Below are 11,776 nucleotides of genomic sequence, written 5' to 3'. Positions count from 1 at the left end.
GCTGAGGCCCGTCTCGGGGGGGCGGTACGCGGTGGGGGCTCGGCCACCAGGGCCGCCTGAGGTGACTTCGTCGGACGCGGAGGGGCTGGCGCTGCATCGGCGCGCGGCGGAGGCGTACGAGGCCCTGCCCGCGGAGTCGCGGCGGCGGGCCTGCGCGGAGGTGGTGCGCCACTGGCTCGCGGCGAAGGTGCCCCAGCGCGCGCTGCCGCACCTGCTGGAGGTCGCCGCGTGGAGCCTCGCGGCGCTGGAGCCGGCGGCGGCGCTGGGGGTGTACCGCGTCGCGCTGGACGTCGCCGCGTCGCTGTCGCTGGACGCCGCGCGCCAGTGGTCCCGTGTGCTGTGGGAGCGAATCGGGGACGCGCACCGGCTGGCGGGAGAGCGAGCGGAGGCCGAGTCCGCCTGGCGCATCGCCATCTCGCTCGAGGATCCTCGCGCGGTGCTGGCGACGCCCGAGCACCTCCACTGTCTTCGCAAGCTGGCCGCGGTGGTGCTGTCGCTGGAGCGCTACGAGGAAGTGGTGTCGCTGGGGCAGGCCGTGGGGGAGCTCGCGGCGGGCCCGGACGCGCTGGTCTGTACGGCCTCGTTGGACGCGCTGTGTGCGCTCGCGCTGTGTGGGCTGGGGCGCTTCGAGGAGGCGGAGGCGCGCCTGGCGAGTGCTCGGGCGAGGTTGCTCCAGGCGCCGTACCAGGAGGGGCCGGGGCGGGCGAGTGTGGAGGCGGCGCTGCACCGGGCCATGGGGACGCTGCTGATGGGGCAGGGGCGTCCCGGACAGGCGACGGCGGAGTACGCGGCGGTGCTGCGCTGGACGGAGCGCGCGGGGGACACGTGGGAGCACTCCACGGCCCTGTTCAACCTGGGGGATGCCTATGCGCGCGCGGGAGACAGGGAGCGGGCGGTGCATTACTTCCAGCTCGCGCTCGACTTGAAGGCGCGCATGGGGGACCGGGGAGGGATGGCGTACACCCACCATGGGCTCGCGCTCCTGCACAGCCAGGCGGATGCTCCCGAGCTGGCGAAGGAGGACGCGGTGCGAGGCCTCCAACTCGCGGGGATGCTCGGGGACCGGAAGCTGAAGTCACTGCTGCGCTGTGCGCTGGGGCGGGCCCACCTGCGACTGGGAGAGCGCGAGGAGGCGGCACGGCAGCTCCAGCTCGCCGCCCAGGACGCCGCCGCCGCCAATGCCCGTCCGGAGCTGCTCCAGGCCCAGGCCGCGCTGCGAGCCCTGGAGGCGCGGCGCTGAGGCAGTGAGCGGGCGGGGAGGCGCGCGGTGAGGAACGTGGGCGGCAACAACGGAAGGCCCTCCACGCGCCGAGAGTCCATCGCGAGCGACGTCCACCGCGCCGCGCCGCGAGAAACGCGCGAGTGGATGACGGATTCTCCAAGTGCCGAGAGTCTCCCGAGAGCGACGTCCACCGCGCCGCGCTGGAGGAAACGCGCGAGTGGATGACGGATTCTCCAAGTGCCGAGAGTCCATCGCGAGTGACGTCCACCTCGCCGCCCTGGAAGAAACGCGGGAGTTGACGGAACGGTCCGCGAGCGCCGAGTGTCCACCGCGAGTGACTTCCGCCGCGCCACGCTCCTGGTTCCCGCTGTTGTGCCTCGCCTGGGTGGGCCTTGCCCAGGTCGCACTCGCCTCCACGCCGGATGTCTTCGAGTCGTATCTTCGACCCGAGCACGCGGTGGCGGAGGGCTTCGCGCCGTGGCCAGATGTCGCGCGCGCCATGCCGGGCAGCGAGGTGCGAGCACTGGCCCGGGGCCGCGTGCTGTCCGTCGGCGCACGAGGTGACAGTGTTACGCTGGAACACCTGTATCACGAGAACCATGAGCTGCTTCGCGCCCGCTCGGAGTACTCGGGGCTGAAGTCCGTGGCGCTTCGTCCCGGCGCGCTCGTCACGAAGGGGCAGGTGCTCGGCCAGGTGGGCGCGTCCGAGCGGCTCGCCGTGTCGCTGCACACCGGCCGCCTCCTGTCCGCCGACGAGTCCCGGCGCTTCACCGCCGAGCATTCCCGCCTGCCACAACCCGCGAGCGAGCCGGTGCTGGTGCTCATCTCCCACGCGCGGAATCAGCTCCGGCTCTACGAGCGAGGTGTCGAGCGGGCCCGCGTGGAGGTGGGGTTTGGCCAGGAAGCGGGGCCCAAGCAGCAGCGAGGAGACAACCGCACGCCCGTCGGCATGTACTTTATCGTCCAGACGCTGCGCGGGGACATCCCCGGGCCCTACGCCGCGTTCTACGGCGGCCACTGGCTGCGGGTGAACTACCCGAACCCGTGGGACGCGAGCCGGGGTGTGAAGCAGGGCTGGCTCACCGCGAAGACGCGCGAGCGAATCGTCCGGGCCTGGGAGGCCCGCGAGGCGACGGACGCCACCACTCGACTGGGAAGCGGCATCGGCTTTCACGGGTGGGCAGGGGAGTGGTCCCTGGAGGAGAGCGGAGGTCGGCTGTCCTGGGGCTGTGTCGTGTTCCACCCCCGCGATATCGCCGCGCTGTATGAGCGAATGCCGCAGGGCACCATGGTTGTCCTCTTCTAGCCGGCCCCGAGGCATGGAATCCTTCGCGGGTGATTGAGCTAGAGACTCCCGAGGCCTTCGAGCGGCACCTTCGCGATGGCAGCAGCCTGGCCAACGTCGTCATCCAGGGACTGGACCTGCGGCGCTACACGCGCGAGCTGAGCACCGCGGCGCTCGCCGGGACGGTGTTCCTGGGGTGCGAGCTGGAGAAGGACGCCCTGCAGGCCGCGCTCGCGCATGGGGCGCTCGTCTTCCCTCCCATCACCGGCGTGCCGTACCAGCCCTACCGGGGCGGCCTCTACTCTCCCGAGGAGCTGTACGCCGGCTTCGACCCGATGCGCCCGGAGACGTACGAGGACACGCTCGACGCACGCATCTATCGACACTGGGAGGCTCACGGTCGTGGCACGCCGCCCACGCTCTTGGAGACGCTCGCGCAGCGACTGCATGACCACGCTGTCACGGACGCGATGGAGGACCTGCTCGCCGCCTCCGGACCTTCCCGGAAGGTGGTGGCCATCATGGGCGGACACTCCATGAAGCGCGGCCAGCCCGACTACCGCGAGGTGGCGATGCTGGCCCGGGAGCTGACGCGCGCGGGCTTCTTCCTCGTCAGCGGCGGCGGTCCGGGAGCGATGGAGGCCACTCACCTGGGCGCCTGGTTCGCGGTGCGTTCGGGGGCCGAACTCGACGGCGCGCTTGCCATCCTCTCCAAGGCCCCCAGCTACACGGACCGGGATTGGCTGGGCCGGGCCTTCCAGGTGCGCGAGGCCTTTCCGCTGGAGCCCAAGGACGTCTTCGCCTGCTCCAGCCTGGGCATCCCCACGTGGCACTACGGCCACGAGCCGCCCAACCCCTTCGCCACGCACATCGCCAAGTACTTCGCCAACAGCGTGCGCGAGGACGGGCTGCTCACCATCGCCCGAGGGGGAATCGTCTACGCACCCGGAAGCGCCGGCACCATCCAGGAAATCTTCCAGGATGCCTGCCAGAACCACTACAACAGCGTCGGCGTCATCAGTCCGATGATCTTCCTGGGCCGCGAGTTCTGGACGCGGACGCGCCCCGTCTATCCCCTGCTGGCGCAGCTCGCGCAGGGACAGGAGTACGCGCGGCACCTGCTGCTGACGGACTCCCGGGAAGAAGTCCTCGGGGCGCTGCTGGACTACGACCGCGCCTCGCGCATCGCGAGCTGAGACGCCGACATGGGACGCAAGCGCCACTACGAGGACAAGAAGTGGATGAACAAGCCGAAGGCCTTTGGGAAGTACGGGCCCGTGCGGCCGAAGGCCCTCTTCTTCGACGTCGATGACACCCTGGTCGACCGCGAGGCCGCGTTCGGGCGCTACTTCGAGCGCTTCATGGCCCGGTTCCCCGAGGTGTTTCCCGAGCACCGTCGCGCCGAGGACCTTGTCACGCTCCGCTCCTTCGACGAGCGAGGAGGCCGCGACAGGGAGGCCTTCTGTGCCGACGTGACGAAGACGTTCGAGACGGGGCTCGACGCGAAGGCGCTCTGGGCGGACTTCCAGTCGAACCTCGCGGACTTCGTGGTGGGAGACCCGAAGCTGGCGGTCTGGCTCAGGGAGCTGTCGAAGCGCCAGCCCGTCGTCGTGGTCTCCAATGGCTTCTCCGGCACGCAGCGCAGGAAGCTGCTTCACGCGGACCTCTACCACTCTGTTCCAGAGGGCTTCTATTCGAGCGAGGTGGGCGTGGAGAAGCCGGACCCGGCCATCTTCAAGGCGGCGCTGGCGCATGTGAATCGCGAGCCGTCGGAGGTCCTCCACATCGGGGATGACCCGGTGCGGGACATCGTCGGCGCCACGCGGATGGGGTTCGCCACGTGTTGGGTCTCCCATGGACGGGAGTGGCCCGCCGCGCTGGCGCCGCCGACCTTCACGGTGGAGCGCATCACCTCGCGACACGAGGCTCTCGTGGAAGTGCTCTCGCAATGGACATGAACACGGTGGTCGGCTCGCACGACCTGCTCTTCATCACCCTGGACACCCTGCGCCACGACGTGGCGACACGGCTGGCCACCGAGGGACGCATTCCCCACCTCGCCGCGCTGATGCCGGGAGGACAGTGGGAGGAGCGCCACTCGCCCGCGAGCTTCACGTACGCCGCGCACCACGCGTTCTTCGCCGGCTTCCTGCCCACCCCCGCGCGCCCTGGCAGGCACTCGCGGCTGTTCTCCATGCGCTTCGAGGGCAGTGAGACGACGGGGCAGGGCACCTGTGTGCTCGACGCGCCGGACCTCGTCACGGGCCTGTCGGCGCGCGGCTACCACACCGTGTGCATCGGCGGCGTGGGCTTCTTCAACAAGCTCAACCCCCTGGGCAACGTGCTGCCGGGCCTCTTCGCGGAGAGCCACTGGGGCCCCGAGCTGGGGGTGCGCGAGCCTCGCTCCACCGAGCACCAGGTGTCCCTGGCCGTCGAGCGCCTGGAGGCTCTTCCTCGAGAGCAGCGCGTATTCCTCTTCCTCAACGTCTCCGCGCTGCACCAGCCCAACCGCCACTACCTGGCCGGGGCCTCCGAGGATTCCGTCGCGTCCCACGCGGCAGCCCTGGAATACGTGGACAGTCAGCTTCCACCCCTGTTCGCCGCATTGCGGCGCCGGGGGCCGGCTTTCTGCATTGTCTGTTCGGACCACGGCACGGCCTACGGCGAGGACGGCTATAACGGTCATCGCGTGGGTCACCCCGTCGTCTGGACGGTGCCCTACGCCGAGTTCACCCTGTCGTGAGAGTCCTCACCATGACGCGCCTGGAGCAGATGCTGGGAGAGACGCCTTACGTGGCGTACCTCTATGGCTACCCGCACAAGACGGCCTACCGGCCCTTCACGCCAGCGCTCTCGCTGGAGTCGGTGTGGGCCGAGGAGCGGCGCGATGCCCTGTTCCTCTACTTCCACGTCCCCTTCTGCGAGATGCGCTGTGGCTTTTGCAATCTCTTCACGGCGGCGGGGCCGAAGCAGGACGTGGTGGACGGCTACCTCGGGGCGCTGGAGCGCGAGGCGCACCGGGTGAAGGCGGCGCTGGGCACGGCGAGCTTCGCGCGGCTCGCGGTGGGCGGAGGGACGCCCACGCTGCTGGACGTCGCGGGGCTGCATCGCGTCTTCGACCTGGCGGAGAAGGTGCTGGGCGCGGACCCGCACCACATCCCCGTTTCGGTGGAAGTGTCGCCGGAGACGGTGGACGCGGAGAAGCTGCGGGCGCTGCGTTCGCGGGGCACGGACCGGGTGAGCATCGGCGTGCAGAGCTTCATCGAGGCGGAGGTGGCCGCGGTGAAGCGGCCCCAGCAGACGGCGCAGGTGGAGGCGGCGTTGGACCTCATCCGCTCCACGGGGTTTCCGACGCTGAACCTGGACCTCATCTACGGCATGGAGGGCCAGACGGTGGAGACGTTCCTGTACTCCATCCGGCAGGCGCTGCGCTTCACGCCCGAGGAGATCTACCTCTATCCGCTCTACGTGCGTCCGCTGACGTTCCTGGGGAAGAAGGCGCGTGCGTGGGATGACCTGCGAATCGCGCTGTATCGCGCGGGCCGGGAGTTCCTGCTGGCGCAGGGCTACACCCAGGTGTCCATGCGCATGTTCCGCGCGAGCCATGCGCCGGACGCGGGGGGCCCGGTGTACCGCTGCCAGGAGGACGGCATGGTGGGGCTGGGGTGCGGGGCGCGTTCGTACACGGGACAGGTGCACTACTCGTCGGAGTACGCCGTCGGCTCGCGCGAGGTGCGCTCCATCATCGCGTCGTACAGCGCGCGCACGGCGGAGTCCTTTGGCGAAGTGGGGTATGGCTTCCGCCTCGACGGTGAGGAGCGGCGGCGGCGGTACATGCTGTTGTCGCTGCTGGCGGAGGGCGTGGACTTCGCGACGTACCACGAGCAGTTCTGCACCGACGTGCTGGAGGACTTCCCGGAGCTGCTGGAGCTGGAGGCGCACGGGCTGGCGCGGCGGGACGGTCAGGCGCTGCGGCTCACGCCCTCGGGGGTGGAGCTCTCGGATTTGATTGGCCCCTGGCTGCACTCGACGGGGGTTCGTGAGCTGTCACAGGAGTACTCCTGGCGATGAAGCTCACCGTGCTCTACCGAGGGCCGCTGTCGAGCTGTAACTACGGCTGCGAGTACTGTCCTTTCGGCAAGTGGAAGCACACCGACGAGGAACTCGCGAAGGACCGCGCGGACCTGGAGCGGTTCCTGGCGTGGGTGGAGGCGCGCACGGGGGACACGGTGTCCGTGTTCTTCACGCCGTGGGGCGAGGCGCTCATCTGGCCCTGGTATCAGCAGGCGCTGGCGCGGCTGACGCATCTGCCGCATGTGGAGCGCGTGGCGGCGCAGACGAACCTGTCGTGCAAGCTGGACTGGGTGAAGGACTGCCGCGCGGAGAAGCTCGGCATCTGGGCGACGTACCATCCCGAGTGGATGAAGCGCCGTCGCTTCGTGGCCCAGTGCGAGGCGCTGACGTCGCTGGGTGTCCGGCACAGCGCGGGCATGGTGGGGTTCCTGCGCTTCGCCGAGGAGGCGGAGGCGCTGCGCCGTGAGCTGTCCGACGACACGTACCTGTGGATCAACGCGGTGAAGGACGGGCAGGAGGAGCCGTACTCACCCGAGGACGTGGCGCGCTTCACGGCCGTGGACCCGTTGTTTCCCGTGAACAACGTGCGGCATCCCAGCCTGGGCCGCGCGTGCCGGGGAGGGGAGTCGGTCATCTCCGTGGACGGGGAGGGCACGGCGCGCCGGTGTCACTTCATCGATGAGCCGATTGGGAACATCTACGCTCCGGACTTCGACCAGTCGCTGAGGCCTCGGCCGTGCGCGAAGACGACGTGCGGGTGTCACATCGGCTACGTGCACATGGACTATCTGGAGCTGGACCGGGTCTTCGGCTCCGGCATCCTGGAGCGGGTGCCGGTGAAGCCCCTGTGGCGGCGGCAGGACGTGGCCCCGCGGGTCTCGCCGCGCGAGTAGAGCGGATTACCGAGGTCAGGTCGCGAGGGGGCGGGATTCCGGTGCGTCCTCCGCGCCCGAGGTCGACTTCATCCGCGTCACCTCCTGGCGAAGGTGCTCCAGCCATTCCAGGAGCCGTGCTTCCGGGAGGTGATGTGAGCGGCTCTTCCAGAGGGCTCGCTCCAGTCCGCGAGGTGGCCGCAGGCGGGCTCGCAGGGCCTTGTGGACGTGAGGCTCGGGATAGGCACGCAGGAAGGCCACCGCCAACGGGAGGGCCTGCTCCCGAGTCGCGCGTCCGCCCAGGTCGAGCAGGAAGACGAACAGGTCATCCGCGTGGCGCTCGGCGGTGGCGAGGTGCGCGTCGTGTTCGGTCTCGAAGTCGATGAGCCACGCGCGCTGTCCGGCCTCGTCATAGAGGAGGTTCTTCAGGTGGGCATCGCCGTGGGACCACGGGCGCGAGGCGTGGGGTGGTGTCAGAGCATGGGCTCGATGCAGCTCGCGCGCGGCAGCCTCGACCATGGTTTGGGTGAGTCGGCCTTGCGCGAGCAGTCGGTCGAGGCGCTCACCGGGAAGGGCTTCCAGTGCGACGGCACGGCCCCCACGTGCCTCGGCGGCGCGGTCCGGGTGGAGGAGCGCGAAGGAGTCCAGCTCCCAGTCCCGCCAGCGTTTCGCCGAGGGAAACATCCGGATGTGGCTGCGAGACAGGCGCAGGAAGACATTGCCCGCGGCAATCACCGCGCCCATGCCGGGTCGGCGCTGCTTGTGCCAGAGGGAGATCTCCGGTCGGACCTCCAGGGCCACGGTGTTGACGCGCACGGCGTCCATCGCGATGGCGAGGCCGCGATTCCAGAGCTCCGTGAGCTTCACGCTCGCAGGTCCTCGTACCAGTGGACCACCGCGAGACAGCCCAGGCACCAGCAGCGGACCCAGCCGCGACCGACCAGCCCCCCGAGGAGCATCACTCCCGCCAGCATGAGCACCGTACCCACGGCGCCCGCAGTACCGCCTGCTCGGCGAAGCAACGCGCGTCCGCTGCGCCAGGGGTGCTCGGCGCCATCCATCAGCAGGGGGAAGAGGAAGAGTCCCTGGACCTCGGCGGCGTAGAACGCGAGCACCGCGAGCACGAAGCCGAGCGCGTGCGGCAGTCCGAGGACGACGGCGAGCCCCCAGCAACCGAGGGCCGCGAGGAGTGCCCCGCCGTACTTGAGCGCGCCCCACCTGCCCGCGTGTGGCAAGTCGGCGAGGACGGGCCGTCCTCGAACCTGGGCGAGCGCCTGTGCCATCCACGTCGCGCTGCTGGCGAAGCCCCCACGCCACGCTCCTCGGGCCTCGTGGGCGAGCGTCGAGCCCGGCGCGTCGTAGAGGTGGGCGGCGCGTGTCAGCAGCTCGGTGCCGCGTCGCCATGGGGAGCGCGGGCGGTCAGCCATGAAGGCCCTCGCGGACGAAGCAGAAGTGCGCCCAGGCGAGGAACGCGGTCGCATGGCCGCCGAGCAGGATCCGATGCAGCAGGGCCTCCCAGGCATCGCACCGCCGACGGTGGAAGACGAACTCGTCGTAGCAGATGAGGACCACCGTCCCGATGAGGACGATGAGCACGGGCAGCAGGAACGCGAGCGGGCGGCGTGCCACCGAGGCGGCGCACATCAGCAGGAAGAGCGGGAAGCCGCCACCCGCCAGGGCGAGGAACTCCGCGCGGTGCTCGTTGGGGCCGACTCGCAACTGGGCCACGCGGTGGTATCGCCAGTCCGCGACCCCAGCCACCGTCGCTGTCGTGCCGGCGAGGGCCACCACCCAGAGCTCCCAGGGGTAGCGCAGGGGCTCGGTGAGCCAGGAGAAGCGCGGCTGGCTCGACACGAGCGCCAGCGCCACCGCGAAGAGCGTGCCGGGCGCGAGCGAGGCCAGCAGGTTCGCGGCGTCGCGCAGTCGCGCCAGGAGGGCACGTGGCTGGAGGACGGTGAGCTGGGAGGCTGCGTTGGCCATGGCGGACCGCCGGGTGCACGGCGACGCCTCAAGAGCGCCGACGCCCGCGATTCTCGGCCCAAAGCATGCAGAGACGCCAGGAGCAGCCACGGACCGCCGAGGCAGGCCCGCGCTTCATCCCGCCACGTGGTGTGGAGTTTCATCCCTGGGGTGACTCAAGAACCGGGGACCTCACTCCCACGCAATCTGTTCGAAGATCGCGCGAAGCCTGGCTCCCCGAGTGGGGTTGAGCTGAGAGACCCAGGCCACCCGGCCGAGCAGGTGCGCGCGGAACTCGGGATGGCTCCCGGTGTTCTGGCTCGCGGGCCCTCGAGTGCGGCACAGGTGAAGGATGGCCTTCAGTCGGTCGTAGTCCGCCCGAGGCACGGAAGGGTGCTCATTGACCACCACACCCGCCAGTCGTTGCTGGCGACCCCGGCGCATCACGCGAGTCTTCTCGGTGCGCACCGTGAAGCCCTCCTCCCGGACGATTCGCGCCACGCATCGCAGCAGTCGCCCGGTGCTTCGCGCCAGGGCGTCACCTCCGGAGAACGCCAGGTCGTCCGCGTAGCGCGTGTAGCGGGCCCCCAGCGCCGAGGCGAGCGCCGACAGACGAACATCCAGTCGGTATGCGGCGAGATTGGCGAGGGCAGGTGACGTAGGTGCGCCCTGGGCGAGGTGCCGGGACTCGAGCCTTCGTGCCAGTCGCCAGCGAGCGGTGAGCGCTTCTCCATCCGCCGCCCGACGGGCCTGCTCCAGCACTCCGCTGGGCGTTCGGGTCGTGCAAAGCCCCGCGAGGGTCGTGGCCACGTCGTCGGGATAACCCGCGGCGCGGAACATCCCCCAGACGCGCGCTGGCTTCACGGAGAGGAAGAAGTCCTCCAGGTCCACGCGCACCACGACGGCCTGCCCCACGTGGGGCTCGGCGAAGCCGCGGACGCCTCGGCCCGCGACGAACCCGTATGCGGCCTCATGGGGCGGAATGACATCCAGGATGCCGTGCAGCACCTTGCGTTGGAGCCGCGAGAGGTCCAGCCCGGGTTGTTCCAGGAGGCGCTCACCGCCGCTGCGCTTCGGAATCCAGGTGTAGCGGTAGCGCCGCCACTGCCCTGGCGGGGTCATGCGTTCGAGTCCGCGAGCATCCGCCAGCCACCCCAATTGCGCGTCGGTCATCCCGAGCCAGTCTGTGAGCTCCGCCTGGGTTGGGAGTGACGGAACGGGCCACGGTTGGCGGCCCATTTCCGGCTCGGTGGCGACCCAGTGGAGAATCTTCACGGGAGCGTGGGGATTGCCGCAGGCCCGCTGAAGGGCGGGACGCGTGGCGAGAATCTCCGCGAGCAGTTCGAAGCGGGCGTGCGGTGGCCGAGGGAAGAACCGTCGTGTGCTCCGTACGACCGAGAGGAGCCACGGCGTCCGGCCACCGATGACTTCGGCTCCGCGTTCGACGAGTCCCGCGGTCGTCCAGGGCCCGGAGAGGAAGGCGGATGCGAGCGCATTCGCCACGGCGATCCGTTTGCTCATGCCTCACTCGTGCGCCATGCGGCGGTTGGGACCCACCTGTCCCGTCTGGCGTGGCCCGCACTGCGGCTCGCCGCAGTCCCGGCCTCGCGTGGGGCTGTGCTCCTCGAAATCATTCCCCGGGGGTACCCCGGAGAGGCAGCGGACCGTGTCACCACGGACCGTCTACCCGCTGGGTATCCAAGCCGCCGCATGGCAGATGGCACCCTACAAGTCCCAGTGGTGCGGGGGAAGCGCGTTATCGCGCAGCTTTCCAACCCGAATGCATCACTTGGGTGGTGGCGTGCTCGGCGCGACAGTCCTGGGCAGGGGTGCCTGGGCCGAAGCGAGGGTGGCGTCCATCATGGCAACTCCTCTCATCCGAAGGAGTCGCACATGCGCATGTCTCGCCTTGCCATCGCGGTGACCACGTTTTCTTTCCTGTCCCTCGCGGCCTGTGGAGATGTGGAGGCCGCCGCCGATGCACCGGACAGCACGGCGCCTGTGAGTGTGGAGCAGGGCATTGGCATTCCACCCAACTGTCCGAACAATGACCTCGTGTACTGGCTGGAGAACGTCCAGGCCTGTGTCGCGAAGTGCGGCACGACTCGGAAGAACGGGCAGCCCGCCACGCTGTACGCGGGTTGCCAGTCGAATCTGACGCAGACGCGCACCCTCATCGATGTCAGGTACTGCGTCCCAGATTGCGAACTGGCGTGACAGACACTGTCCGGTCAAGCGCTGCAAGCACTCGAGTCACTCAACGGGTCTCTTGCAAGGAACTGGAGCGGCGTGGACGGCAATTTTGATATTCTTGCAATGCAGTAACTGTAGTCGTGACCGCTCCGGAGGGGCGCGAGCCCAGGA

Annotated in this window: 12 protein-coding genes; 8 read left to right on the top strand and 4 right to left on the bottom strand. The window is 69.7% G+C overall.

What is annotated here, in order from left to right:
- From FJV41_RS54650 to FJV41_RS25660, 7 genes are all read left to right on the top strand, one after another.
- On the top strand, window positions 1-1,240 hold a 1,240-nt coding region (locus tag FJV41_RS54650; protein WP_141645185.1), incomplete at its 5' end, for a tetratricopeptide repeat protein.
- Between the two features lie 199 nt (window positions 1,241-1,439).
- Window positions 1,440-2,528: a L,D-transpeptidase family protein gene (locus FJV41_RS25685; RefSeq protein WP_181790930.1), complete on the top strand. Its 1,089-nt coding sequence runs from the start codon at window positions 1,440-1,442 to the stop codon at window positions 2,526-2,528.
- Window positions 2,529-2,557: 29 nt separating this feature from the next.
- Window positions 2,558-3,703: an LOG family protein gene (locus FJV41_RS25680; RefSeq protein WP_141645183.1), complete on the top strand. Its 1,146-nt coding sequence runs from the start codon at window positions 2,558-2,560 to the stop codon at window positions 3,701-3,703.
- Window positions 3,704-3,712: 9 nt separating this feature from the next.
- Window positions 3,713-4,465 (top strand): HAD family hydrolase, encoded by a 753-nt coding sequence (locus FJV41_RS25675; RefSeq protein WP_246137406.1) that lies wholly within the window; start codon window positions 3,713-3,715, stop codon window positions 4,463-4,465.
- Window positions 4,456-5,250 (top strand): STM4013/SEN3800 family hydrolase, encoded by a 795-nt coding sequence (locus FJV41_RS25670; RefSeq protein ID WP_141645182.1) that lies wholly within the window; start codon window positions 4,456-4,458, stop codon window positions 5,248-5,250. The genes FJV41_RS25675 and FJV41_RS25670 overlap by 10 nt, the downstream gene beginning before the upstream one ends.
- Window positions 5,251-5,261: 11 nt before the next feature.
- Window positions 5,262-6,578, top strand: a complete 1,317-nt coding sequence (locus FJV41_RS25665; RefSeq protein ID WP_141645181.1) for an STM4012 family radical SAM protein — start codon at window positions 5,262-5,264, stop codon at window positions 6,576-6,578.
- On the top strand, window positions 6,575-7,474 hold the full coding sequence (locus FJV41_RS25660) for an STM4011 family radical SAM protein (protein ID WP_141645180.1): 900 nt from the start codon (window positions 6,575-6,577) through the stop codon (window positions 7,472-7,474). The genes FJV41_RS25665 and FJV41_RS25660 overlap by 4 nt, the downstream gene beginning before the upstream one ends.
- A 15-nt stretch (window positions 7,475-7,489) precedes the next feature.
- Here FJV41_RS25660 and FJV41_RS25655 read toward each other — a convergent pair whose 3' ends face one another.
- The 4 genes from FJV41_RS25655 to FJV41_RS25640 form a co-directional block, all read right to left on the bottom strand.
- Window positions 7,490-8,320 (bottom strand): BUD32 family EKC/KEOPS complex subunit, encoded by an 831-nt coding sequence (locus tag FJV41_RS25655; protein ID WP_246137405.1) that lies wholly within the window; start codon window positions 8,318-8,320, stop codon window positions 7,490-7,492.
- Window positions 8,317-8,880, bottom strand: coding sequence for a hypothetical protein (locus FJV41_RS53860; RefSeq protein WP_246137404.1), 564 nt, complete (start codon window positions 8,878-8,880; stop codon window positions 8,317-8,319). Before FJV41_RS53860 ends, FJV41_RS25655 begins: the two co-directional genes overlap by 4 nt.
- On the bottom strand, window positions 8,873-9,433 hold the full coding sequence (locus FJV41_RS25645; RefSeq protein WP_246137403.1) for a hypothetical protein: 561 nt from the start codon (window positions 9,431-9,433) through the stop codon (window positions 8,873-8,875). The genes FJV41_RS53860 and FJV41_RS25645 overlap by 8 nt, the downstream gene beginning before the upstream one ends.
- A gap of 171 nt (window positions 9,434-9,604) precedes the next feature.
- Window positions 9,605-10,933, bottom strand: coding sequence for a reverse transcriptase family protein (locus FJV41_RS25640; protein WP_141645179.1), 1,329 nt, complete (start codon window positions 10,931-10,933; stop codon window positions 9,605-9,607).
- A gap of 372 nt (window positions 10,934-11,305) precedes the next feature.
- On the opposite strand from FJV41_RS25640, the gene FJV41_RS25635 reads away from it, so the two are divergent.
- On the top strand, window positions 11,306-11,629 hold the full coding sequence (locus FJV41_RS25635) for a hypothetical protein (protein WP_141645178.1): 324 nt from the start codon (window positions 11,306-11,308) through the stop codon (window positions 11,627-11,629).
- The last annotated feature ends 147 nt before the right edge of the window (window positions 11,630-11,776 follow it).

It is taken from the genome of Myxococcus llanfairpwllgwyngyllgogerychwyrndrobwllllantysiliogogogochensis, from assembly GCF_006636215.1.
Classification (GTDB): domain Bacteria; phylum Myxococcota; class Myxococcia; order Myxococcales; family Myxococcaceae; genus Myxococcus; species Myxococcus llanfairpwllgwyngyllgogerychwyrndrobwllllantysiliogogogochensis.
This window is presented reverse-complemented; position numbering and strand designations above follow the sequence as displayed.

What these genes read in the sequence shown, in the direction of transcription:
- FJV41_RS25675 (WP_246137406.1), top strand. Translation starts at nt 3,713, where the DNA reads ATGGGACGCAAGCGCCACTACGAGGACAAGAAGTGGATGAACAAGCCG.
- FJV41_RS25670 (WP_141645182.1), top strand. Translation starts at nt 4,456, where the DNA reads ATGGACATGAACACGGTGGTCGGCTCGCACGACCTGCTCTTCATCACC.
- FJV41_RS25665 (WP_141645181.1), top strand. Translation starts at nt 5,262, where the DNA reads ATGACGCGCCTGGAGCAGATGCTGGGAGAGACGCCTTACGTGGCGTAC.
- FJV41_RS25660 (WP_141645180.1), top strand. Translation starts at nt 6,575, where the DNA reads ATGAAGCTCACCGTGCTCTACCGAGGGCCGCTGTCGAGCTGTAACTAC.
- FJV41_RS53860 (WP_246137404.1), bottom strand. Translation starts at nt 8,880, where the DNA reads ATGGCTGACCGCCCGCGCTCCCCATGGCGACGCGGCACCGAGCTGCTG.
- FJV41_RS25645 (WP_246137403.1), bottom strand. Translation starts at nt 9,433, where the DNA reads ATGGCCAACGCAGCCTCCCAGCTCACCGTCCTCCAGCCACGTGCCCTC.
- FJV41_RS25640 (WP_141645179.1), bottom strand. Translation starts at nt 10,933, where the DNA reads ATGAGCAAACGGATCGCCGTGGCGAATGCGCTCGCATCCGCCTTCCTC.
- FJV41_RS25635 (WP_141645178.1), top strand. Translation starts at nt 11,306, where the DNA reads ATGCGCATGTCTCGCCTTGCCATCGCGGTGACCACGTTTTCTTTCCTG.